General features: G+C 54.3%; 22 protein-coding genes. 1 reads left to right on the top strand and 21 read right to left on the bottom strand.

Annotated elements, in window-relative coordinates:
* From PSOLE_RS14385 to PSOLE_RS14370, 4 genes are read right to left on the bottom strand one after another with little or no spacing between them, the layout of a single operon-like run.
* Entirely contained in the window at positions 1 to 423 is a 423-nt protein-coding gene (locus tag PSOLE_RS14385) for a hypothetical protein (RefSeq protein ID WP_020307559.1), read from the bottom strand.
* A 41-nt stretch (positions 424 to 464) separates the two neighbouring features.
* Positions 465 to 1,415, bottom strand: coding sequence for a hypothetical protein (locus tag PSOLE_RS14380; protein WP_074858358.1), 951 nt, complete (start codon positions 1,413 to 1,415; stop codon positions 465 to 467).
* Positions 1,415 to 3,067, bottom strand: coding sequence for a type II secretion system protein GspD (locus PSOLE_RS14375; protein ID WP_074858354.1), 1,653 nt, complete (start codon positions 3,065 to 3,067; stop codon positions 1,415 to 1,417). Before PSOLE_RS14375 ends, PSOLE_RS14380 begins: the two co-directional genes overlap by 1 nt.
* Before the next feature lie 12 nt (positions 3,068 to 3,079).
* Positions 3,080 to 3,994, bottom strand: a complete 915-nt coding sequence (locus tag PSOLE_RS14370; protein WP_042920487.1) for a hypothetical protein — start codon at positions 3,992 to 3,994, stop codon at positions 3,080 to 3,082.
* Positions 3,995 to 4,125: 131 nt separating this feature from the next.
* On the opposite strand from PSOLE_RS14370, the gene PSOLE_RS14365 reads away from it, so the two are divergent.
* Positions 4,126 to 5,649 carry an HD domain-containing protein gene (locus PSOLE_RS14365; RefSeq protein WP_074858349.1) on the top strand — a complete coding sequence of 508 codons (1,524 nt, stop codon included), beginning with the start codon at positions 4,126 to 4,128 and terminating at the stop codon, positions 5,647 to 5,649.
* A gap of 9 nt (positions 5,650 to 5,658) precedes the next feature.
* Here the strand turns inward: PSOLE_RS14365 and PSOLE_RS14360 are convergent, their stop codons facing one another.
* From PSOLE_RS14360 to PSOLE_RS23765, 17 genes are all read right to left on the bottom strand, one after another.
* Positions 5,659 to 6,141, bottom strand: a complete 483-nt coding sequence (locus PSOLE_RS14360) for a hypothetical protein (protein WP_074858346.1) — start codon at positions 6,139 to 6,141, stop codon at positions 5,659 to 5,661.
* A 3-nt stretch (positions 6,142 to 6,144) separates the two neighbouring features.
* A complete protein-coding gene (locus PSOLE_RS14355; protein WP_115288507.1) occupies positions 6,145 to 7,497 on the bottom strand; it encodes a type IV secretion system DNA-binding domain-containing protein in 1,353 nt (450 codons plus the stop codon).
* 5 nt (positions 7,498 to 7,502) lie between these two features.
* Entirely contained in the window at positions 7,503 to 8,189 is a 687-nt protein-coding gene (locus tag PSOLE_RS14350) for a tumor necrosis factor receptor family protein (protein ID WP_074858343.1), read from the bottom strand.
* 64 nt (positions 8,190 to 8,253) lie between these two features.
* On the bottom strand, positions 8,254 to 9,135 hold the full coding sequence (locus tag PSOLE_RS14345) for a hypothetical protein (RefSeq protein WP_074858341.1): 882 nt from the start codon (positions 9,133 to 9,135) through the stop codon (positions 8,254 to 8,256).
* Entirely contained in the window at positions 9,119 to 9,928 is an 810-nt protein-coding gene (locus tag PSOLE_RS14340; protein WP_074858338.1) for a hypothetical protein, read from the bottom strand. Before PSOLE_RS14340 ends, PSOLE_RS14345 begins: the two co-directional genes overlap by 17 nt.
* Positions 9,929 to 10,506: 578 nt before the next feature.
* Positions 10,507 to 11,085, bottom strand: coding sequence for a hypothetical protein (locus PSOLE_RS14330; RefSeq protein WP_115288508.1), 579 nt, complete (start codon positions 11,083 to 11,085; stop codon positions 10,507 to 10,509).
* Positions 11,086 to 11,176: 91 nt separating this feature from the next.
* On the bottom strand, positions 11,177 to 11,854 hold the full coding sequence (locus PSOLE_RS14325) for a hypothetical protein (protein ID WP_058151602.1): 678 nt from the start codon (positions 11,852 to 11,854) through the stop codon (positions 11,177 to 11,179).
* Positions 11,855 to 11,928: 74 nt separating this feature from the next.
* Positions 11,929 to 13,152: a DUF3150 domain-containing protein gene (locus tag PSOLE_RS14320; protein ID WP_083393737.1), complete on the bottom strand. Its 1,224-nt coding sequence runs from the start codon at positions 13,150 to 13,152 to the stop codon at positions 11,929 to 11,931.
* Positions 13,153 to 13,323: 171 nt separating this feature from the next.
* Positions 13,324 to 15,399 carry a hypothetical protein gene (locus PSOLE_RS14315; RefSeq protein ID WP_074858328.1) on the bottom strand — a complete coding sequence of 692 codons (2,076 nt, stop codon included), beginning with the start codon at positions 15,397 to 15,399 and terminating at the stop codon, positions 13,324 to 13,326.
* 108 nt (positions 15,400 to 15,507) lie between these two features.
* Positions 15,508 to 15,735: a hypothetical protein gene (locus tag PSOLE_RS14310; protein WP_020307544.1), complete on the bottom strand. Its 228-nt coding sequence runs from the start codon at positions 15,733 to 15,735 to the stop codon at positions 15,508 to 15,510.
* A gap of 161 nt (positions 15,736 to 15,896) precedes the next feature.
* On the bottom strand, positions 15,897 to 17,009 hold the full coding sequence (locus tag PSOLE_RS14305) for an AAA family ATPase (protein WP_020307543.1): 1,113 nt from the start codon (positions 17,007 to 17,009) through the stop codon (positions 15,897 to 15,899).
* Between the two features lie 324 nt (positions 17,010 to 17,333).
* The gene (locus tag PSOLE_RS14300; protein WP_074858325.1) at positions 17,334 to 17,594 is read right to left on the bottom strand and encodes a hypothetical protein; all 261 of its coding nucleotides are present in this window, start codon (positions 17,592 to 17,594) and stop codon (positions 17,334 to 17,336) included.
* A gap of 89 nt (positions 17,595 to 17,683) precedes the next feature.
* Entirely contained in the window at positions 17,684 to 18,181 is a 498-nt protein-coding gene (locus PSOLE_RS14295) for a hypothetical protein (protein ID WP_074858322.1), read from the bottom strand.
* Between the two features lie 493 nt (positions 18,182 to 18,674).
* Positions 18,675 to 19,361: a helix-turn-helix domain-containing protein gene (locus PSOLE_RS14290; RefSeq protein ID WP_158212582.1), complete on the bottom strand. Its 687-nt coding sequence runs from the start codon at positions 19,359 to 19,361 to the stop codon at positions 18,675 to 18,677.
* A 104-nt stretch (positions 19,362 to 19,465) separates the two neighbouring features.
* A complete protein-coding gene (locus tag PSOLE_RS14285; RefSeq protein WP_074858315.1) occupies positions 19,466 to 20,716 on the bottom strand; it encodes a DUF7146 domain-containing protein in 1,251 nt (416 codons plus the stop codon).
* Positions 20,717 to 20,940: 224 nt separating this feature from the next.
* A complete protein-coding gene (locus PSOLE_RS24115) occupies positions 20,941 to 21,090 on the bottom strand; it encodes a hypothetical protein (RefSeq protein ID WP_154070716.1) in 150 nt (49 codons plus the stop codon).
* Positions 21,091 to 21,923: 833 nt separating this feature from the next.
* Positions 21,924 to 23,318, bottom strand: a complete 1,395-nt coding sequence (locus PSOLE_RS23765) for a hypothetical protein (protein ID WP_139204954.1) — start codon at positions 23,316 to 23,318, stop codon at positions 21,924 to 21,926.
* Between the last annotated feature and the right edge of the window lie 5 nt (positions 23,319 to 23,323).

The raw sequence follows: 23,323 nt of genomic DNA, 5'->3' as shown, positions 1-23,323 counted from the left end.
TCAGATACCCACAACTGCCAAATACAATTTGAACTCGCCGTCATCCATGCTGTAGTCGAGCAGGTAGACAGGCTCGGTCTGCTGAACCTTCTTGATCACGGCCAGGATGGTTTTTGCATCCCCATCAACCATGCCGCCCCAGTGCTTCAATGGCCCCTCGTAAGTGCTCACTGAGCCGTTGGCCATACTTCCGTCATCCGGCTTGAGTTCGAGCCCATTCAACTCCAGCGCAGCTGCAACTTCGCGCCACGATTCCTCAAGAGGGGGCAGAACTGGTGCAGCAACGTAATCAGAAATCAGCGCCTGGGCTTCCTGGATGTTGCGATCAAGGCGGTCGTAGTCGCTTGGAAGCTCTCGGCGTGCCTCCAGCTTGAGTGTGCCAAACACACAAAGCACAAGAGTTCCCAGAATGGCGGCAATCATCCCGCTGCTCATTCCGCTTAGAACTGATACTGATGGCTTCTTCATTGATCGCCCTCCCCATCTGAATGAGCCGCATCAGTTCCGTCCGGCTCCGTCAAAGTGACCAAATAGGAAAGGTCCGGTTGAAGCTCCGAATCAGCACCAGCAATCACAGCTTCGGGATCGACTGGCGCCTTGGGCGGTGTGACAAGCACATGCGTCCCGGCAAAGCCAATCTTCATGTCGTCTGTAAGGGGCGGAGTCTTCGCCAGCGGATATAGCTCAAAGAACTTGAACAACTGAGACAACATCACAGAGTCATCAGGCCGAGTGATAAGCCGCTCAGCAGCTAACGACCTGACTCGACCATCAAGTTCGTCGATGAGAGTCTTCTTGGTCGTATAGTCGGCCATACGGCTCTTGTAGATAGTCTGCAACCCGTAATTGGAGGCAGCTGCACCGACAATGATCAGCCCACAAAGACTCGCAACAACAAACCAGCGTCGCTTGTTCTCAGCCTTCAATTTCCCGCTTTGCTCGATGCGCGTATACGCAGGCTGCGGCGGAAGCTTGAGATTCTGTAGGTCTACCTGAATGACGTTGGCGGTTTTTATGTCAACGTCGTAGTTGTCAGGGATGTAGCCGTTCAGGTACTCGCCAGAAGAAACGATGCTCTCTGGCGAGTGCAAGTCCGCAACCGCATCCATCAGCAGATACAGACCGCCTGAATCAGATAGCGGGAACGTTACGAGCGGCGCCCCCATCCGAACGGCATCGTTGTAAAACAGAATCTGCCAAAGGCCGTAGACCTTCATGCCCGGATAGTCGTCGCGCAAGCGAGTCAGATCGTTCTCGGACACGTATATCGCGGGGCGCCCATCAGCACCTCGCGGTTCCACAATCGCAAACGTTTCCGATGCCTTATCCGCTTGCAGCGAGCCCAGAACGTCACGAACGACAACGACTTCCTCGCCACCGATTGTTATCGGTTTACCGAGGCTGAACCGAGCCATCAGCGAGTACCCTCGATCACAGTCGGAGTGACAACCAGAACCAGCTCGCGGCGCTCCAGCTGGTTGTTGATGTTCTGGAACAGCGGATTGACGACAGCCTTGGTGAACTTGTTCTGCCAAGGCAGCTGTTCAAGAGCGTTCTCAAGTTTTTCGGTGATCAAACCACCGAGGTGAATAGACTCACCGGAGTTGACGATCAGTTGAGTCGAGAACTCTTTGAGTGCGATACGCGGGGTTTCGAAGCTGTAGTCGCCGATTTGGATAGTGTCGAACGAGTTCAGGTTTGCGATAACGGGCGTTACATCAACCAGAAGACGCTCATCCTCCAGAACGCGAACTGTCACCGCCAGGGTTACGCCGACCTTCAACCGTGCGAGCTTGGGCGTTACGGTGACGTTTCCGCTTTCGTCCTGGCTCTGCTCTACGTCAGAGATATAGGTCAGTTCCTCGCCGGCATAAATTTGAGCCGGCACGCCATTGCGAACAGTCAGGTTAGGCTGATCTTGGAGTTCAACTCGTCCGAAGGTTTCTAACAGACTGATGATGCCATCAGCATTACCACGGTCGCCTGAGAACGACCCGGTAATGTTCCAAAAACCGCCGCCAGTTAGGATTTGAGAGGCATTACCGAGCCCAACATTAAACGTGTTGCCCGAAATACTGCCCAAGCTAAGCGCATCCCAGTTGATGCCTTTCTGCTTGCCGTCTTTCAGAACAACATCGTAGGCCTTAACCGACACGTTCACGATCTTGGTCGCGTCAGCAACCGCTTTCTTGAGGTAGCGATCTAGGATTCGCATCTGAGAAGGCTTGCCACCAGCGGTCACGATGCCGACCGACCGAATGCCCTCAATGAACGCTTGACTGCCATCATTCAAAGGCCGGGTAATCTGCTCCATAGATGGGCCGAAGTTCAGGCCGACCATAGTGCTGCCGTCCGGCATACGAGTGGCACCGGAGGGCATGCTGCCCTGCCCAACAGAGGTACTGTCAGCGCCCCCAAGCCCACTCTGAGTGGAAGAATCATCAGGCTTAGGTGCGCCGATAATGCGACGGGCTCCCTCCATGATGCTCAGCCACTCATCTTCGCTGAGATTCACCCCAATGGTGGAGCCAGTAATATCGCTGTCAGTCTGGGAGCTATTATTGCCAGCCTGCGCACCGCGAGACTGCTTCGATGTGACCATGCTGTTGATGTTACGAGTCGTGGCAAACGCTGAGAGATTCCACTGTTTCGTCTCGAAGTCAGAAATTGTTACGCGCTTGCCGTCTAACTCGATATTGAGGTCACGCGTACCCTCGATGTAGTCGATGAGGTCCTTGAGGGTCATGCCCTGGGCGGCAACATCGATCGGATCGTTCAAGTTGACCGATCCGCTAGGGATGATGGAGTAGCCCGGCAGGGTTTCTTGGAGGACAGATCGCAGCGACATACCCTGAGCCGTCAGGAATATCGGGCGCTGCATAGCCAGGTCTTCGGTTCGAATCTCGCGCACAAAGGTTGTGCCTCGGGCGGCCTGCATAGCGGCTTCCCTGCCCGGCGACAAATCCCCATAGCGGGTTTCAGCATCTATATCAAACTGATTTGCGCACCCACTCAGGACTGCAACGAAAGACAAAGCCAGGGCCAGCGGTGATTGTTTCGGCATCATTGTGGGAGTCCCTTACTTGTCTCGGTCGGTGATCAGAAGCATCGGTGCGGGATTGCCGTTGGCATCGGTCAAATCCCAGAAGTAGGCAAAACGAACGCGAGCATCACGCACGGAGCTGGTGAGCTTCCGAAGCGCGAGGTCACGGGGGTCGGTGGAAATGAACTGGTAGCGGCGGTCAGCCAGCTCAGGGCGATTACTGAACTCGACCTCAACACGCCAGCCTGCCGGCATCATCCCGCGAGCGATTTCTTCCATCGTGGCCGACTGGTACTCGGCCTTGACCGGCTCGTTAAGAACTACGGTTGGATCAATTCGCTCCAGCTGGACGCGCTTCTTCGCTGCCGACTCGATGGCCACAGCACTGTTCTCGGCCATCATTAGAATTTGCTGGCTTTCCTGCTTGATGAAAGCAACCTGACTTGCGCCTTCATCTTTGAGTTTCGCAGCCTCGGCCATGGCCGCTTCATTGAGCGCCAAAGCCTGATTGATACGCTGCTCTTGCTCCTTGATCTGCGCGAGCTGTCCGTGGATAGCAGATCGCTGCTGTTCGAGGATCGAGACTCGCTCGTTAGCCTTGGCAATGACTTCTGCCTGGGCGTTCTCAACCACGCGCTCAGCATCTGCACGCGCAGATTCGAGCTTGGCGCGGTTCTGCTCCAGCTCGGCCAGAACCTCGCGATAGCGCCGCTCTGTTTCTGTTTCCTCCACCGAAATCACTGGAGCATCCAGCGACAGATCGATGACAGCAGCAGGTGCTGGCTCGGTCTTGTGGTACTTGACGTTGCCGGTAACGCTCTGGGCCTTGCCAGCCTCGTATACGCGGTCAAAGACAGAAAGCCCTTCGGCGCTCGCCATCGCTGCATCGCTGTATGCGTGTGCGTTGGCAACAGAGAGGGCAACGGCAAGGCCGACTAGAGTTTTCTTCACGACTACCTCGAACGGTTTCTTGGGTGTATGTCTCCTATTGGGTGGATGGAGTCCCCCAAAACGGCAGGTTGTTGAGTGGATTCTGAAAAAAAATTTCACCACCATGGACCGAAGGAACATCGGGAGGCTCCATGGCCAACAAACCAACGGTAAATAAGAACACCGGGATTTTCGCCACTGCGCTCTGCGCACTGGCAGGGCTACTGGTGTACACCTACTACCTGATCCAGACGAATCAGCACCTCGACGTGCAGACCAGCGCACTAACTACGAGCTGGTATCAGCTCAAGCCACTGTGGGCCAAGCAGATCGTCTCCGAAGGGGGATTCCTTGGAACCCTCGCAGCGCTCCTGCTGATCATGTTCCAGGGAATGCTGTACTTCGGTGGCGTTTTCCTAGCCACCTACTTCGGCTTTCAATACCTTTCGCCAAAACCTGCACATGGGAATGGGAGCGAAAGAAGCGCTGAAAAAAAGGGGAGCACCCTCAATGCAGCTGAAATCAAAGGCTCGGACTTGATGGTGATCCTTCCGAAGTATCCAGGCCCTGCAAAGGGGGAGTGGCTTGGGGGCAAGGTCGATAAATCGCCTTACGAGCAGAATTTCTACCGGATTGACCGGGCCTCCGTGGTAATACGAGAAGGCGTAGAACTGAGCCCACACAAGCGCCTATACATCAGCATCTACTCAATGCTCAAAGCCCATGCTGGGGTTCCAGCAAGCATTGGAGGTCATCACGCAGATGCCTCCTTGTTCGAGCACTCGCTTTCCGTTGCAAAGAAAGTCCAAGCCTATTTCACCGAGCGCGGCAAGGTGGAACCCTTGGCACTTGTTGCCGGGATTGCTCATGACCTGGACAAGTTGCTCGCCTACAAAAAACAGGGTGACTCCTGGGCCAAGAACGTAAACGCAACGCACCACAACAAGTACGCCGCTTACATCGTTTCGACCCAGCCAGAATTCCGGGATTTACCCGAGGATGAGCGCAACACGTTGGTGCTTGCGCTACGGTACTACCACGACCCAGACAACCTCCCCATTGGTGCCAGCAATCGAACCGAGGCACTGATACAGGCCTTGCGCTTGAGTGACGGCTACGCGATCAAAGAAGAAAAGACCGCCGCCATAGAGAGCCTGTCAGACGAACAGCTCGAATCAATCGAGAAAGCACTGCTTGATACCATCAGCGAACTGAACATCAACGGATACCTCAACAAGACCGGCCACGCGGGCGGATGGTCCACCCCTGCTCTTGAGTATGTCATCACCCCCATGTCCGCAGTTCTGGAGCTGCTGGGCAAGCACCTGCCCGTAGAGCTGAACCGCAAGCTCCAGCTAGACCATGAGACACGGACGTTTTCACACCCTGCTTCGCGCTTGGTCAGCCAGCGGCTCAATCAGATGGGGCTACTGATGACGAGCTACAAAAGCTTCGCATCGGAGTTCGGGCTGTACGACTGCCGCATAGGGAACACCCGTTTCAGAGCCGTGCTGATGATCCAGAAGCAAGAGCTTGAAAAGCTCGTTCCAGGCCTACAGGAGAAATGGGGGACCGCTGCCTATCGAGTACGCATTACGAGGGCTACGGTTGACAACACAGTCCAGGGCGACAGCGACGTGGACGAAGAAGAAGCGGATAACGAAAAGGAGGCATAGCCTCCTTTTTTAGTCTTTCAAAATCCGCAGGGCGCTCTCCGTTCGAGTCACCCTTCTGGCCCGATCTACATCACCCAAATCGTTCCAGCAGGCGTATGCCCGCTCATAGATTGCGTTCCGCTCAGCGAGCCTGCACAACATTACATCGCGCTCATATCCGCTCATGTAGCGTCCTGCGAATTTCTCCAAGGACACATCGCGGCCAGTGCCCCAGAGCATCAGGGCAACGGTATCGACTGCCTTCTTCTCAACGTCAGAGCTAACCCCAAGGGACTTGAAAAGCAATTCCCCTTCCTGGCTGCGGTACATGTAAGGGCCAAGCAAACGCTCTGCATACTCAAAGTTGCCTGCCTTTACCGCTTGGGCAGCAAGCTCGATCTGAGCCTCGCGCTGAGGTTTGGTTTGGTTTGGGATGACACCACCAACTTGCGACGCACACCCGGACACGGAAAGCGCCAGCGTCAGCGTCAGACCTATACAGCCTCGCTTCATGGGTCAGTCCTCTTTGAATTGTCGGACGCAGACATACTTTTGGCCGGCGCTGTACAGGCAGTTTTCCCTGAACTCCAACTGCTTTAACTGATTCGGCTTGAGACTAAACATCCGCTGCATTTCTTTCGAACTCGACTCAGGCGTCTTGAGCAGGAAGTAGAAAGCGAAGTTTCTGAGCTGATCCTGTGTTACCTGGTCGGGCTGTTGTACCCCCATCCAGACACCGAGGCCAAAGCCACGGCCTTCCGTAGCAATACGGTTTACCGGGCTAAGGGGCTGTTTGGATATTGCCTTGGCGTGCTTGCCCTCATCGCATACGAGAATGTGGCCTGCGCTTTTGGGGTCGGCATTACCTGTGATTTTGGTTTTCAAGACGGCCATCGCGAAGGTTCGCCTTGCAATAATGTCCATCATGATCTGCTGGTGGGCAGAAGAAATGTTCGTCATGTTGTAGACGTTGATTGCACCCTCTCGCACCTTGGATGCTTCGCCAGTAAAAAGCCGGCTATCAACCATTTGACCGATGGTATCTCGGAGTGAGTAAACAGAGGTTTTATTCCAGTGCTGCCATTCCTCACCAATGCCATGCCGCCCCAGTTCGTCATAGGACAGCTGCGACTTGATTATTCCAGCCACGACATTACTGGCCGCATCGGCTTCTTCTTGGCAAAGCAGCGAAATTGACTCCTGATCTTGTTCTTCATCTTTGGCCTTGCGGATAGCTGCAAGGGTCTTGCGCTTTGCGCGACCAATCTCATTCATGATCGTGCCGACAGAACCAGAGTCCAAGCCACTGACGATGCACTGATAAACCAGGGTCAGTTTCTCGTACACGTCAGCGAGAGTCGGGGCCTTCTTGCCCCAAGTGCTCTCATCTTCGTGCTCGATACCAAAGTCAGCATATACAGCCTTCAACACCTCGCCGAGATAGCCAAGCTGAGTCGAGCCGAGCTTGTGGTTGAACTTGGTGGCCAACTCCTTCACTGTCTCGATGGTCATCGTGACCCCGCCGCCATCTTGGCTTCTGGGCACCTGCATCGGGTTCAGAGACGAACCGCCATCGAAATACGAGAAGTTGATGAAGTTGAAATCGGACTCGGAGACTAAATGGCCAAGTCCCTGCGATATGAAGTTCTCAGCCTGAAAATCACCTTTCACATCCACAATATGAAAGGTCGTACCCCGGCGATACACACGGGCGATCATGTTCCTCAGCGTCCAGGTCTTACCCGAACCTGACGTACCCATGAACAAGCCATTGAAGTTATTTAGGAAGGGAAAGCACCACTCAACCACCTCCCCTTGCGGGCAGTAGCCGATTAGAATCTTTTCATCAAATGGAACAAATGCCGACATTGAAATTACCTAGATAGCGGGGCGTTGTGGACCTTTCGCTCCATAACACCTTCGTAAAAACTCAACGCAGATAATATTTCTGCGGGCCAATGTTCTTTCTGGATTCGTCGATAGGCCGAGCTGCATTCTGAGCAGCACAAATCCTCGCCCTTGAGCTTCATGACAGTTGATGGAGTGTTCGCCACAACGACAAAGGACGAGAGGTCGTCACAGTCGCATTCGCAGGCAATACCACCCTTTTGAAGCTTGACGGGCCTGTCGTCAAAATTGCCCTTAACTTTGGCTGCCGGCTCTGCGTCTGGATTTATGTCCAGGACAAGATCAATCCATTCGTCGCTATGAGCCTTGTCCATGGTTACACCGCGCTCAGCGCAGCGCAGCTCCATAAGAACGTGTGCCAGCTCATGGGGCACTACCTCGTAGAAGAACGTCTGGAAATCCTGCCAGAGGAAAAGCCCCTGAAAGCGAACCTCGGCGATCCCATGAACTTCACCACTGATTTGCATGAGCGTGACTTTCGAAGACGAATGCTCAGCCATGCCGTAGTCAAATCGCACGTCCACCCATACCCGCTTGTGAGGGAATAGACGCATACGGAGGATGCGATCAACCTCCCTTACAATCTCGACCTCGCGGGGGAATTGGGCATTGTGCTGCTGAACGGTTGAAGCGGAAATATCGATAATGTCCATACCTAGGTAATGCCCTCTGAGAGGGCAGCAATTCGGCGGACAGATGCTCGGTCGGCACTAAAAACTACTGTGCGTACTTGTCCCATGCGGCGAAGTCGCCGGCATTACCCTGATCGATAAGCGCCTGTAAGTGGTCAGGGTCGTTCAGTGCCTGGATAGCTTGAAGGGCTTTGAGCGTCATTCCCGGCCATTTCTGATTACCTATGGCCCATATCGCTTTGCGCAACCGCCGCAGGGCTTGTGTTGTTGCAGGGTCATCCTGAGCTTGAGCTGAGCCAGCCTGTTGCGAAGCGAACGCGGTTTCTCCCTCAAGTTGATCGTGGGGTGCTGATTTTTCCGCGCATGCGCGGGTTTTAGGTGGTGGAGACAAAATAGCCATGATGGCTGCCTCGCCGAGCGAGGGATAGAGAAGCCTTCCGTAGGCAACACAGAACGCCGCTACCGCGATCTGCGCCGCCCTGTCCAAATCCACCTCAATACTGGCCGCTTCCTTGCGGCCATCTTCCACCCGCAAGACGGCGACTCTTGCGCCATCACGCCAGATGCTGATCCCCTGGATGCACTTGGGAGGTCTTCCAGAGCGAACCACGCGGTAGGTGAAATCATCGACTGAGCCAGTCACGAATCCGTAAAGATCGCTGGCGACGCCGAGGTCAAGGTGAAAGGCCACGCGCCCATTGTCGTTGTTGAGCTTGTATACCCCATCAATCTTGCGAGTGAAATTGAGATACAGGCAGTGACTTACGCCAACACACTGCCCGCGCTCGTTGATGCTGTTAAAAAGATGCAGCGCAACCTGCAACGCCGCGTTACTGAATATTTGGTGACTGGCAGGGAAAAATCCTGACCTTGGATCGCGCTCGTTCGTAGGCTTGAACTGCCAAACGTTTTCAATCATCGAGCCGACGAGGTATGAACGGTGTGTTTTCTCAAAGTCGATCAGCACGGGCACTCCTTCGGCTAAAGCGTCTGCGATGGAATGCAATTAAGAATAACGCTCCAGCAATCCAAACCGCGTGAGCCGTGGTGTCGAGCAAATAAAACAAGTCCCGTACCTTCGAGTGGATGCGCGTACCCGTCTTAGGGTCAGCTATGACGCGAATATCTTCCCCCTTCATATGGAACAGGATGACGGCCACTCCGTCTTGGCCAAGATCGTTGAATACGCCAAATCCGTATCCCACCTCGCCGTCAGGCTTGTTCGACTGGTAGAACGTGTACACACCTTCGACCTGTTGCTTGAATGCGACCGGCAGCGCACCGGATTTGATATGCCCAGCATTCCAGCATGAAAGGTTGGCCTCTGCACATTCGCCCTCAAAGCTCTCACTGGCCGGCGCCAGAAGGTAGCTATTCCCCCAAGCAGCGTCTTTTGCCCAGGCCGGGAGAACTTGCTGAACAAGAACATAGTGGAATAGCCCTGACGTGAGCAGAACACTGATGTTCGCAACCCCAACGATGATCCGGTCGAAACTTCGCGTGCGGCGAAGCGCGGCAAGCATGGTCAGGATGGCCGCAGAAGCAAGCATCAAGCCCACTGTTGCGATTTGAGGATTGCGCCCCTCGGGCAGCAGTACAGCTCCTAACCAATAATGCCCATCCACCAGAATAAATAGGCAGGCACAGAAAAACGCTCCGAGTGCCACCCAGGCTCTCAGAGTTCGGTAAATCATCAGGCTTACGCAGAGGAAAATAGAGAAGAAAATCAGAACGTGGTCGATTTCAGCGAACGGGATCAAAGCAAGCCTCCTGTGAGTAGATACAGGTTGAATGCTGTCCTGCTGCCGCCGCAACCGAAGTCAATGCAGAAACGCCAGGGAGCCCGGCTCTTACCCAACCGGACTCCCCTCGACGTGCCCAGGCGCACGCGCAGCTTACGTCGCAGCAGGCATTTACGCCGGCACTAGCGACTCGCTACCGTTTCTATAGTCTTCGTAGAACTCTTTGTCAGCGAACAGAACATAGACATTACTGTCGCTTGAGTCGTGTTCCCCTGGTGGGCAACTACCGTAGTAGCCGCACCCCCGGTACGTCGCTCTCAAGTTGCTATTCAGCTTGTCGAGGATCAGCCTGAGTTGGGCTTCACCGAATGAAGACGGATAGAACAGCTTGGGGAGGTCATAGCGTGCAATGACACCTACCGCCCCGCCTTGAAAGGTCGGAAGAAACGTCACACCGATGCTTCGGTAGTGATCTACGTCTATTACATTCGGTGTCATCGGAGCCTCGCTTTCTGTGGGTGTCACCCCAAAGCTCACTTCCAAGAATGGGCTTCGGGGTGACACCCACAGGCCGAAGCCTATGGAGTCACCAAACGTTAGAAGAAGGTTCTGATCAGCTGCGCGACAGCGCCAATGGCGTAAGTGAGCAGCGTGATCAACATGCCTCCCAGGAGCATGTACCAGCCAAGCGCACGGCTTTGACGGCTGGAAACAGAACGATCCTGGTACATCAAGTAGAACTCACGATCAGCGGTATTAGCCTTCATGACCTGGAGTTCGACGGCATCGTCGTTAAGGACACCCAACTCCAACTTAGCGTCGTAGTCGAGGCCTAGCTCGTTGTAACGGATTCGCAGTTCGCCAGCCCCTTGGGCATAGCGATAAACGAACTTCATGTTTGCCGGGTTGTACACCTTCAACAGGTCCCCGCGCTTCGCCAGAAAGCCTTCGCCTTCCTTCATGCGGTTATTGTTGACCCGGCAAACATGCTCGGTAGCGTCAGCAATGCTCAGCGAGTGAAGCTTGCTGATCGGCTGGCCCGTTACGTTGATCCTCGCTGCAAAGTATCGCTGGATCGGTTTGGGATCGAGCAGTCGTAGCAAGCGCCATACAAATCCGCAGATAGCTACGAACGCTTTTTCAGCGAGGTTCATTTGAGTGGTTTGCGTTTTCACAGTTATCTCCAATAGGCGCTCGGTCGCCTTGTTTTCGCACACACGGTGGTGGCGCTAACCCTGCCGCCGAGCGAGGCAGGGTTTTGCCTAGTCAGGCTGTTTTCAGTTCCAGTTCGTCATCAATGTCTTCCTGAGCAGCGTTAGAGGCCGAAGCCCTTTCCTGCGCTCGTTTTTGCCGCATGTGCAGACGCTTCGTGATCCGACGCAACGACTCACCCTTGCGGGATGCGTCGAGGAAGTCGTGTTGCGTCATTACTGCGGTGAAGGCTTTGAGCAGTTCATACGGGTCTTCTTTCTCGTCAGCCTTGCGGAGGCGATAGCAGAACAACCAGTAGGCCCATTTGGGCAACCACGAACCTGTGTCGTCATAGGTTTCTTCCAACACTTTCTGGGCGCTGGTTTGAACCATGTACAACGTGCAGTCGTGCAACATCGAACCTCTCTTGCCGAACTCACGCTGCCCGCAAACGTGCTTTGTGATCCGGTACGAGTAGAACGAACCATCTTCAACCCATTCTCCATTTCGGATTACTGGGGTCATGAACAGAGCCTGCTCCAACCTTTCGATTGTCGCGTTCTCGGTAAACGACTCAGTACCTTCAATGGACAAGCTATCGTCGTCGTCCAGGGTGGCGAGGTATCCGCCGTGTCCCCAGGCCTTTCTACGATTCAGCTTTACCACTGCACTTGGCTTTGGCGCAGCTGGAGCTTTGGGCTTAGTTGGTTGCTTGGTTTCGACAACATCGCCGAATAGATCAAGTGATTGCATTGCAGTGCTCCTTTAAGGCGCACCACTGCCCCGTAGGGCGTGGTGTGCCCATACGGGGTTGAAGGGTTTACAGATCAGTCGAACAGGGTTGCGCCCATGAAACCGAGGCCCATGAAGCACTCTTGAACAGCCGGCTCGGCTTCAACTTCCACCTCTTGCGAGGCTTCCATTTCAGCTTCTTCCACCACCTGAGCGGTGGATACAGCAGAGCTAGGAACAACAGGGGTCTGCTGCGCCGCGCCCAGGCTGTTTCTCGCGGTTGCGAGAGCCTGCTGTGCAATGCTGTTCGATACTGCATGCCCGTTTGCCACCATTACTGGCGGCAGTTGGTTGCTCACTTCAACAAGCGGCTGCTTGTCACGCAGACGTGCCAGAAGTTCATGCTGGTCGGCAATCGCTTCAAGGCACGCAATCAGGTTGAGGAACTGCGACGGCTGCAATCCCAAGTCCTTCTCCACGCTTTTGGGCATGAAGGCCAGCGCAGCGTCGATGACAGAAGCCAACGGCGCGACTTGCTGGTGAACGAAGGCAAGACCATGCAGCTTTTCAGTGATTTCCCCGATGCGAGCTACCGTCCGGTAGTTGATGGTGTAGACGCCGTGATGCTGCTTCTTACCATTCAACACTTTCAGGATTTCGTTGCTCTCACGGCTCAGATACTGAACCAGAGCACCAAACACACCTTCACGCAATGCAACCAGACCTTCGCGCTGAGCCTTGAACAGAATCGGGTCGAATTCGGCCTTGGATTCGTCCAGTTCCAGCTTGATAGGTACAGGGGAGTAAGCGAAGTTCATGCGGCTCACGAAGTGCTCCCAGGTGGGTTGGCGCTTACGGAGTGCATCAACCAGCGTGTTTACCACTTCGGCAGGAACTTGCTCGTTGTACGCCTCAGCGGCGATCAACGCGATACGTTCGTTGCAGATACTGGCATAGCGGTGGCTGTCCTTTTCGATCTGAGCGGCCCAGTCAGCCTTGATGGCATCGAGGTCTTCGATCTTGGTGACAGCTTCGGTACGACTGCTTACAACACCCATTTCCAACCGAACGGCAGCGCCACGGTCCAGAACGGCGTTGGCGCGGTCGCGGAGACGGCTGTAGTTGTTCAGAAACTCCTTCGGAAAGATTCTCTCCTGTACGAGCTTACGGGATGCGCTAGGCAGCTTGTCCACGTCGATGCCCAGCTTGGTGAGGTCGAACTGGCGTTCGGCACTCATGCAGCTAACCATCAGGTTGAACACAACAACTTGGTCGTCGTTTACAGCGGTACGTACTTTAGAAACATAGGTCTGAGTCATGGTCTTTCTCTCACCTGCCGCCACAGGGAATTGGTTTGTACGTCCGGTGGCGGAAGCCGGACGTGTCGAGTTGCAATGAACTCAAGAAACATCCGGCGTGAGCCGAATGTTTGTTCAGCCCACTGGGGAGAAACAGCCCCCATCACTGGGGGCTTGATCAATTACCACTTATCACTTTAGGAACTCAGCCACCTTGGAAACCAGGGCGGGGATGAGTCCTTCTGCGCTTTCTGCATGTGCGAACTTGATGTTGGCCGATTGCAGCCAAGTACAAGCCTTGGCCGAACCGATCACCAGATAGATGACCTCAACTCCGCCCTGGAGGACGGTTTTGGTCATGTCTCGGGCATGCTCAACATCATCAGGCAAACCGTCAGTGATCACGAATAGCAGCTTGCGCTGTGCTTCATGACCCATCAGTCGCGCTCCTGCTTGCAGGACGGCATCCCCAATGGGGGTGCAGCCGCCGCCAACAAGCCTGTGCATACCCGCGATACGATCCAGCGCTACACGGTGGTTATCCCCGAAGGTTTTCACCATGCAGTTGAGCTGGCCGCTATTCGGAGCAAAGCCCAGGATTTCGCGAGGTGTTCCCACCTCATGCAGAACTTTCTCGATGAGCGTCAGAGCAATGCGAATTTGCTCAGCAACTGACGAACCATCACGCGCCATCGCGGTCGAGCCGGAGAGGTCTGCGGTGATAGAGACAGCGGCTGTATCCTCAACACGTTCCTCTGCTTTCGCAAAGACACGGGAGTCATCCAGCGCGAACCGATGCAGATTCCGTTCGCACAGCCGCCCATTACGGGCGTCGTACTCATCGGTTTCTTCACGGTTTGCCAGCAGTGCGCGTAGGCGGTTGCCCATCACGTTCGCCTTGCGGCCAGTCACATCGGCAATGACGTTAGCCATCACCTTGTCCGCTTCGACCACAGGCATCCCGTCAGCAAAGCCTTCGGACTTACCTGCACCTGTTGCGAAATCGAAGACCAAGCCTTCGATGACTGGCTGACCTTTGTAGTCCTCGTCGGCGCCGGAGCTAATGCCCTTTGCCAGTTCTTCGATTGCCGAGCCCTTGTCGAAGACCTCCTGGTTGCCCAGTTGTTCTTTCAACATTTCATCGACCATCTGTTGCAGCGACTTGCCACTGTTAGCTTCGGAGCCCGAACCACTCTGGCTTGCGCCATTGTCATCCTGAGCACCGTTGCCTTCACCAGCATCACCGCTGTCGCTTTCAGAGCCAGCATGCTCAGCTTTGCCTTTACCCTTCCCCTCACCTTTCGGATCGGATTCGGAGTCATCGGCGCCACCTTCACTATTGCCGGAACCGTCGCCGTTTTGCTCAGGCTTGGAATCGCCAGCTTTGCTTTCGCCCTGCCCTTCACCTTTCGGATCAGAGCTGGACTCATCAGCAGCGCCGTCGCCCTTACCCTCACCTTTCGGATCGGATTCCTCTGTTTTGCCTTCGCCCTCGTCATCGCCTTGCGGTTCAGATTCGGATTCGTCGGCATCGTCAGATTGGCCTTGTTCAGATGCGCTGGAGCCTTCGGCATCATCCTGGCTTTCGTCTTCGTCAGCAGACGGACTAGGCTGGGATTGCTCTTGCTCTGCGAGCATTTTCAGTAGATCGATGATCTTGAGGGCAAGTGCTGCTCCGTCCTCAGTGGACTTCACAGCCGGAAACTCAGCATCAAGAAGGTTGCGTAGCGCAGGAACCACTTTGTCCGCGTGCTCGGCCAGATGCTTGCGCAAGTTGGCCTCGATACGGGTTTCAGCAGCTCCCACTGTTGGCCACCGCTTGGCGGTCAAGTAGGAGAGACAGTAGCAAGCCACCGCCTCACCCAAGCTCGCCGAGCCGTCCCGGAATTGACCACGATTGATGAGAACCATGGTCGAGTCCAGCAAGTACCGGGATGCCATCTTCTTCCAGGTTGCCATCGCGCCCTCCATAAACACGTCATCCAACGCATTCAGAAGGAACTGAGCGAAGGAGCCATGCTCCTTGCTAAAGGCCTGAAAGAACTTGATGTTGCTCTTGCGGATATGGCCGACTTCGTGGAAAGCATTTCCTTTGAACAGCACCAGATCATCTGGTGTGAGTTTTTCAGGTAGCGCAGGAACCCACAGAGTCTCGCCATCAGTTGCAGCGCCAACGCCGTGGCCAACGACGACTTTCAACTTGTTGTCGCAAGCCAGAGAGCGCAGGAACTGAATCCAACCTTCGGGTGCAGTTTTTACAGAACGCATATCAAACTCCTAACCCATTGCTGGGTGATTTGAGCCCAGCACGGGCGATTCCCAATCCGTAGAACAGGAAGCGGCAAGGGCCGTTTCCTGCCCTTGGTGGGGGTTGATTTAAAGGTTGCCCAGTTTCTGTACCGCCAGATCACAGGTGAGCCGGTTGGCTCTGTACTGATAGCTGATGGCTTCGCGCTTACGGGCATGGCGCACGGGATGCAGCTTTTTCAAGCGGTACTCCGCGACCGTGTAGGCCAGAACAGCGCGAGCAATCTCCACGCGGCACGAAGCTACGAGGATTGCCTTGCTGAGAACACTTTTTGCGTTGCTGATGAATTTCTTCATGGTTTTTCTCTCACACGCCGCGTCGTGGATTGATTTGTTTCTTCCAGGTGCGGAGGCTGGAAGGTTTGAGCTGTGGGCTCGGATAAACCTTCCAGCGTGAGCTGGATGATTTATCCCAGCTCACGGGAGAGAACCCTCCCCTTTCGGGGAGGGTGTTTAAGTTATGCAGCTTCGTCCCAATCGAGTTTGCCGGCATCGAGCTGTTCCAGGAACTTGCTCGCAGTCGCCTTGTACTCATTTGGCAGGTCTAGTTCAGTACCGAAAACCAACTCGTAGAAGTTGGCCGACACTTCCTGATCCGATTCCTCCATGCCGGTATAAATCGCATCAACGAACGCTTTCGCGCAGTCGGGGATCATCTTCGGCTTGCCATCAACAAGTTGATTAGCATCGAACTTCGCATACACCAGGGACTTGCGTGCCCAGCGTTGAAGCTCACGGAAAGAAACCGTATCAGTCATTTCGCCGATCTCGAACGATGCGCGGATGCGGATCGCCAACTCGACCATGGACCTACCCACGAACACCGGCAGGATTCCCTTCGTAGAACCGAGCAGAGCTTTCAGCTCTAGCGCCGGCTTCATGAAGCTCATCTTGAAGCAGGTGAAGCGGGAACGTACTGCACTGTTTTGAGTGTGGACGCCGGCATAGCGGGGATCACGGCTCATCTTGCCGCCAGTGTTGTCAGTGGCGAACAGACGGAACCGAGGGTTCCGCTTGATGGTCATGTTTCCTTCGACTTTTGCTAGGTCGTCAGGGTTTAGGGTCGGGTCTAAGCCGTGATGTTTGAGGGTGATCACCTGATCACCATTCAGCACATCGTTGATGGATACCAACACGCTGGGCTTGATGGCTGCAATCTCATCGATCAGCACGGCAATGCCGTGACGCAGGCAATAGCTCAACACTCCATCAACAGCTTTGACGCTGCCGTTTTCAATTGTCTTCGACCCCATCAGGTAAGTCTCATCCAAGCCAGGACCACCTGTGATGGTCATAAGCGGGATATTCAGACGCGCACAGAACTGCTGCACGAATGAAGACTTACCAGTGCCCTTTTCACCGTTGAACATCATGTTCTCGGATGAAGCGTATGACCGCAGCACCCGAGCAACCATGTCTGGCTCAAACACGTAGTCAGGGTTGATCGCAGGGACGTAAGGGGACGGAACTTCGTCGATTTGGATCATTTGCTCAAAGCCTGGAATCGGATCGTTAAAACCGAAAGCTTTGTGAACGAAGATCGATTTTTTGGAAGTTTTTACTTGAGTCATGATGTTTCTCCGCAACTGCCGCGAACAGTGCATATAGGTTTAATGCCTAGGTCGCGGGGACTAGGCATGGAATTAAGAACTCCAGAAAAACACCTAGCCCCAGAGGGCCAAGAGTTTTTCTTGCAGCCCTCTGTGTTACAGAGTTATCGCCCCCAGCCAGATGGCCGAGGGCGATTGTTTACGCGACTATCGTGATGGTTTTTCCTGCCATTTCGCATACAACCAGAGACTGGTTCCAACGATGAGCAGCAGTATTACACCAGCATTGGCGATAATGTCGTGCATTTTATTCACCTAATAAAAGTAGTAGAAAGGTCGAGCTTGTTACTTTCTCTTGCTTCTCTTTCTCTTTCTCTTTTTCGGTGGACGTTTCCTCTTGGTTTTGACCTTATTGGCCTTCCCTCTCGCTTTGTCCTTGGGAAAGGGCTGCTTGAAGTCAGACAGGAACATCACCAGCAGTATGAGTGCGGTGACTAAGGACACTGGCTTGTAAAAATCAGCCGGGATTATCCAGCCACCAGTTAAACCAAGTACGAACACGTTGATGCTATAGGCCGTAGCCTTGAATTTAGAACTTTTGTTCATTGGATTTACCTCGCTTTTAAGTCGGCTAGAAAAAACCAACGTGCAAGGAAATCCCCGGCGACGTTGGAAACCGTCGCCGGTTAGGTTTTTTAGGAACGTAGTATGTAGCTCGGCATCGTCACAGCAGGGCTCGCAGCAAACTGAATCTCGCTGTTTGGACCTGCGGATTGACGCATCAGCACACGGTACTCGACCTTTTGCTTGAACGAAGCTACTACAGCACTCCTTGATCGGCCCTCAAGTTGCTCACTCCAAACTCCGAGCCACAAGGCCTGAAATTCATTGCGAAACTCCTTAGAGAGCAAACGATGTACGCAAATTATCTGAGACTCTGCCCAGACAACTTGGATGGCTTCATGCCCATCTTTGGCACGGATGAAAACACTGTTGTTAGCAACGTACTCCATCTTCTCCAAGCAATTTAATTGCAAAGGTGCAAGCACCTCATCAATCAAAGCACCTTCCGCAATCATGGCTGCAACACGCGCAGAACCACGATGGAATGAATCCAAAAATTCCGCCTCTCGACGCTTCTGGACCTGCCTTTGCTCATGGAGCAAGCACTTTTGATATTCAAGATATGCCATTTTCTTCTCCACCTGCCGCGCACAGGGGCATTAGTTTGATACCCGGAGCGCGGTTGGCCGGGTAGTTACGCAATGCGCAGACAATACCCAGCCGGAGCTGAACAAGGTCAGCCCAAGGCGTGAAGTCCCAAAGTGGGAAATGGAATTCCAAAATCACCGAGCGATCAAAGAACGCAGTGATACTTGGACTGTAGGACAAAGACTTACCTTGCAAGGGGAGCAAGGAAGTAAACGCGAGGCTCGCGTTTTATATGAATTAGCCTCCTGGCCGCATCTACTCAACGGAGGACACGGTTGGCTAAATCGATGCGGTACGACAGACAGAAGCTGCGTACCAAAATGGTCTAGCAATGTCTCCTTCCCATCACACGATGACGTGAGAGGTCAGGTCCAGAAAACGTCTGCGATGACGCAAAGGTAGTCTGGTTGTGCAAGCAGAGCTTGGCACATAGAACATAGCTTTTTTAGCGCATCCGCCGTCTTACCGCAAGCATCACCGACTGAATTGCTGATTAAGATTTTCCGCGCATGCGCGGGATTCCTGTAGCGCCCGCTGGCGAACGAGGGTCGCAACCAGCATGCACTGCTTGGGCCGAGCCAATATCACTCCGCGCCCCACTACCTCTACAGGGCAAGCACCATCTGGCTGCGGCTGCCCGATCCGACCATACGAGTATTTGCCGGCGCCATGGCGAAGCACAACAAAGTCACCGGGCATGGGTTTCCCAGCAGGCTCTACTACCAGCACCCAGCCTTCAAGACCAGCAGGGGCTGCGGCTGCCTCGAATGCCAGAGCAAAGGCATTGCTGTCAGAAGTGAAATGAATGATCCGCTGGGTGGTGAGAAATGGCTCCCCCCAACTCCCGCGAGTAACTGAATTGACATAGCTGACAGGCAGTAGCCTAGCCACCAGATGCTCAGCGATGGCATCCACGGATTCAGCAAGGCGTGGTGAAATATCAGAGGGCAACACCTCTAGAAGACCGCACAGCTTAGTCAGAACCTCACCAGTAAGCGTGATCTTCCCGCTAAGCAGGCGGTTAAACGTGCTCGCACTTTGCCAGCCACAGGCAATGGCCAAATCAGCCTGGGTAATCCTTTTCCTGAGCTTAATGCGCCTGTAAGCAGCGCGGAGCCGAATACCTTCTTGTTCTCGAATGATTGGGGATACGTCAGGCATGCCATCTACGCGCAGTGTGTGGAAGCGCATTATGAGCTAAACGAGGAAGAAGTAGGAGGCTGCCTGCCTGCCGCGCAAAGCGCGACAGGACAGACAGAAAGCGATCAAGCAGCACGGGAATGCTGCTTTTTAACACCACCTTTAACCGCGAAGGTTTTCAGCGTTTGGACTCGGAAGTAAGACCCCTCAAGGTCTAACACTCCTTCACTAACTATCAAGTCTTCCCAGTCCGGCCCCTTCTCGCTGACTGAGTTACTGATTGGCATCATGAAGGTCACATCGAAACCCTCGTTGTAGAGGCGACGTGCGAGTTCCCAAGCAAAGTATTGACCATCACCAGCTGGCCGACGACGCTTCGGATTGACCGGATCGTTATCGCTCCAGATGACTACTGAGTCGTACTCGCTTTTGTCCACATACAGCTTGGGTAAGCTGCTGCATGAGTAAGCGACTTTCACGGATTCACCTGTCACCAGATGAATTGCCCACCCCTTCTCGACGCCCTCAGTAACGTGCAGAACACGCCCCTCAGTTTTTGCGACGGTAATGGATGAGCCCCTGAACTTAGGCAGCGGCGAGCAAATCTTTTTGACTTTGATCACCGGAGCCTTATCCCCCTCGGCTGTAATGAATATGCGGTGAAAGTTCACCACACGGCCATCAACCGAACGGAACGCGCTCACTATCGCCGGGAAAACCCCAGCGAGGACCTTCTTTTTCTTCTCAGGATCATTCTCATCGTCCACCCAATACTCCAGGCCTGGATGGAAACGCACGTCCTGAATGTTTGCATTGAGCGGGATACCCCTTTTCTTGAAGTATGCACGCCCAGGCGCAGCGCTTGGATGATCGAGGGTCACTAAGTCTCGGGCAATGAGGTCTAGCTTCCTCTTTCTCTCTGCGATTTTCTCTGGCGTCAGAGCTGTGGAGCTGTCAGCTGGGCGTACCACTTTCGAGGCCGCTTCCTTCCTTACATGCTCACCGCTCGTTGCCGGACTTAGAGCTTTGAAGATTTCGAGCAGGCATTTGGTGTAGTCACCTCCGCCTATCCCGTCTTCCATCAAAAGCTCTACTGCACTCATGCCACCATCTTGCATGCAGGTGCAAATCGCCCTGCCGATGTGGCTGTGATTCTCAGTCGAATCCGAGAATCGGAAGTCGCCCTTACCTCCCCCCTTGCCATGACGCGAAGGGAACGGACAGTCGGTAAGCCGGCCAACCTTTGCGAGTGCATGATCAAACGTGTTGGTCATGCGACCTATCACGTTCAGCCAGCCCCCGTTCTGATCAACCAGTTTCTGGACGGTCACTGAGAGAGGTTCAGAAAACTTCGAGTTTTCACGTTTGCGGTTCATAGCTGCCTATCTCCTAAGAAAAAGGCAGCTCCCCTAGGGGAAGTCTGCCCCTATGGGTTGGTGGTGCTGCTTTGTTAAAGATCGTTCCACGCTTTGACGTGGATTCCAGGCTCGACTCGGGGCTTTTCAGCTCTTGCATCAATCCTGGCTTTGCCTGCGAGTTTTCACTGCTGGCTATGTCGCTTAAAGCGAAAAACCCGAGTGATCGGGTTTTTCTGGGTACATCATTGGCTGTAAGGGCATACCAAGTCATTTGCAGCGTAGGCCGCACAACGAGACTGGTTCGCACCTGCAACATCGTGGCGCGCATCATTGAAAGCCTTGTAGCCGACAAGAGCAGCGACACTTAGAACGATCAGCAGAGTACGTTTCATATCAAGTCACCTCATGAATCTTGGGAAGCGACCCTACAGCAGCCTATCGGCGACCAAGGGCGCCGATGGCGGTTACAAGCATGGGATCGTCAGCGTTTCCGCTTGGAGCCTTGTGCTCGCAACATTGAGCATTTCGTTTACAACAAACATCTTTCGATCATCAACGAGGATCGGAGCAAGCCCCTTTCAACGCGAACGACCGGAGCACATCCATCAAGCCAGCGTGCGAGACGCAGACAAAAGACAGACGGTGCAGATTTCAGGCTCAAGCGAACTCAAACCTTCAAACTGCAATCCTGGTCTACCATCTGGCCGAAGCCGTCAAATCGAACAGGACGATAAGCCAAATAAGACCTGGGCGAACCCAAACCAAATTGACTCAAAGCCACTGCATCGAACCACTGGGAGGCGGACGAACCACACAAGAACCAAATAGGACGACACAGCTGCCACCTATAAGACCCAAGCAAGCTCAGGCCGTCTAAGTGACAACTCCCGATCAGAACCATCAAGCCGAAGCCATCAAAATCCAAAACCGAGAGCGGGATTGGAAGTTGAAAGCCGAGGCTATCTAGTCCCAATCCGGGGTTGCCAATACAAGCGATGAGTACCACCACCTGCATCAGCTCCCAGAACAACCGCGAGGACGCAGTAAGTTCTGAGGCGTGACCAAACTCTACGAATGACGTAAAGCGGAAAGGTCACATGGAGCAGGTACAGATTGGCTTCTAGGCGGGCTGGAGACAAGGCCGGAATGTCCCCAAAATGGCAAAAAAAAAGGAGGGCAATATGCCCTCCTGTGGCTCCGCGCATGCGCGGAGTATTTCGGCTTGTCAGGCGTGATTGATCGACACCAGACCGATGTACTTCAACGGCACCTCAATCACTTCTTCACGGCCTTCGTCGTTGAGGTAGGCAATCACGCCCGCACTGGTTGCCTTGGCTTTCCGACTTACGAGCAGTTCACCCGTGAAGGTCTTTTTGGCTTCCTCGCCCATCTTGAACTCCACCATGATGATCGGCTGGCTCGCCACATGCGCACTTGCCTCCGGCGCAGCACCGTCCAGATTAGCGCGAGAGCCCTGCTCCGGTGCGCCAGCGACACCATCAGTAACGACCACCGGCTGAGTTCCAGATTGGGTCTGAGGATGAGCAGGAGCCTGAGTCTCAGTCGGCCCACCTGTCTTCACCTGGGCGGCGGGCTGAGAACCTGTGCTTTGGGGCTCTTGAGCGGCGCCACCCGAATTCTGCTGGGTAGCAGCACCTGTTTGCTGCTGGCCATAAGTCGAAGACGGCGCATCAGAACCTTGGGAACCTGGAAGCTGCGACGGGGCCTGGGCGGTCGTAGTAGTCGTAGTGACAGGCCCGGCCTGACGCTCAACAACAGCAGATACGCTTTCCGGCCAAACCCAAGTTTCAGGATCGAACTTGTAGGACTCATCCTCTGCGAGAACACGCGCCTGACGAATCAGAGTACGGTTGCTGGGAGCGCCGGGCACTTTCAGGCTCTCAAAGATTGCCTTGGCCAAGTCCTCATTCAGCTTGCAGATAACGTCGAACGTAACCATGGTATCCAGGTCACTGAGCAGGTGGCTGTGGCACACCTCCTTCGCGACAGGGTGGAAATCCGCAGCCTTGAGAAGGTTGTAGACGGTCTTCTCACGGAGCCCGTATACCTGCATCAACTCGGTTTGGGAAACGTGCCGTTTTTCTTCTTGGCCCAGCTCGCGCTGATAATCGCGAAGCGCCTGCCCCAGCTCAACAGGGTTGAGGTCAACCTTGGCGGTGTTCTCATGGATTTGGCAACGAAGACGATAGGAGCGGCCACGCTTGAGCCAGTCAACGTCAATCACCGCTGCCACCTTGCGGGGCTTCGGTCCGATGCTCGGATGATCAGCAGTTGTCAGGCGGCAGCTAAGCGTCCGGCGATGGCCATAGGCAATGCCATATTTCATCGCCGGCTTAGACGCGTCGAGCTTTTCAGGCGGCAGTGGATACACCCGGATAGGTTGGAGCTGTTCAGCTCCATCCATGGTCAAACGCAGCTCGATCAGACCTTCGATGCTGTCATCCACCACTTTCCCGTTGCGGATGTTCTCTGCCGGGTCGTAGAGGATTTCAGTCGTAGGATCAAGGTGAACCACCTTGTCCTTCTGAATGCCGATGGTGCCGGCATTCAGCTGAGCAGCGGAGCTGTCACCAAGCTTCCCGAAATTACGTACCTTCATACTCC

The organism is Pseudomonas oleovorans subsp. oleovorans (assembly GCF_002197815.1).
Taxonomy (GTDB): Bacteria; Pseudomonadota; Gammaproteobacteria; order Pseudomonadales; family Pseudomonadaceae; genus Aquipseudomonas; species Aquipseudomonas oleovorans.
This window is presented reverse-complemented; position numbering and strand designations above follow the sequence as displayed.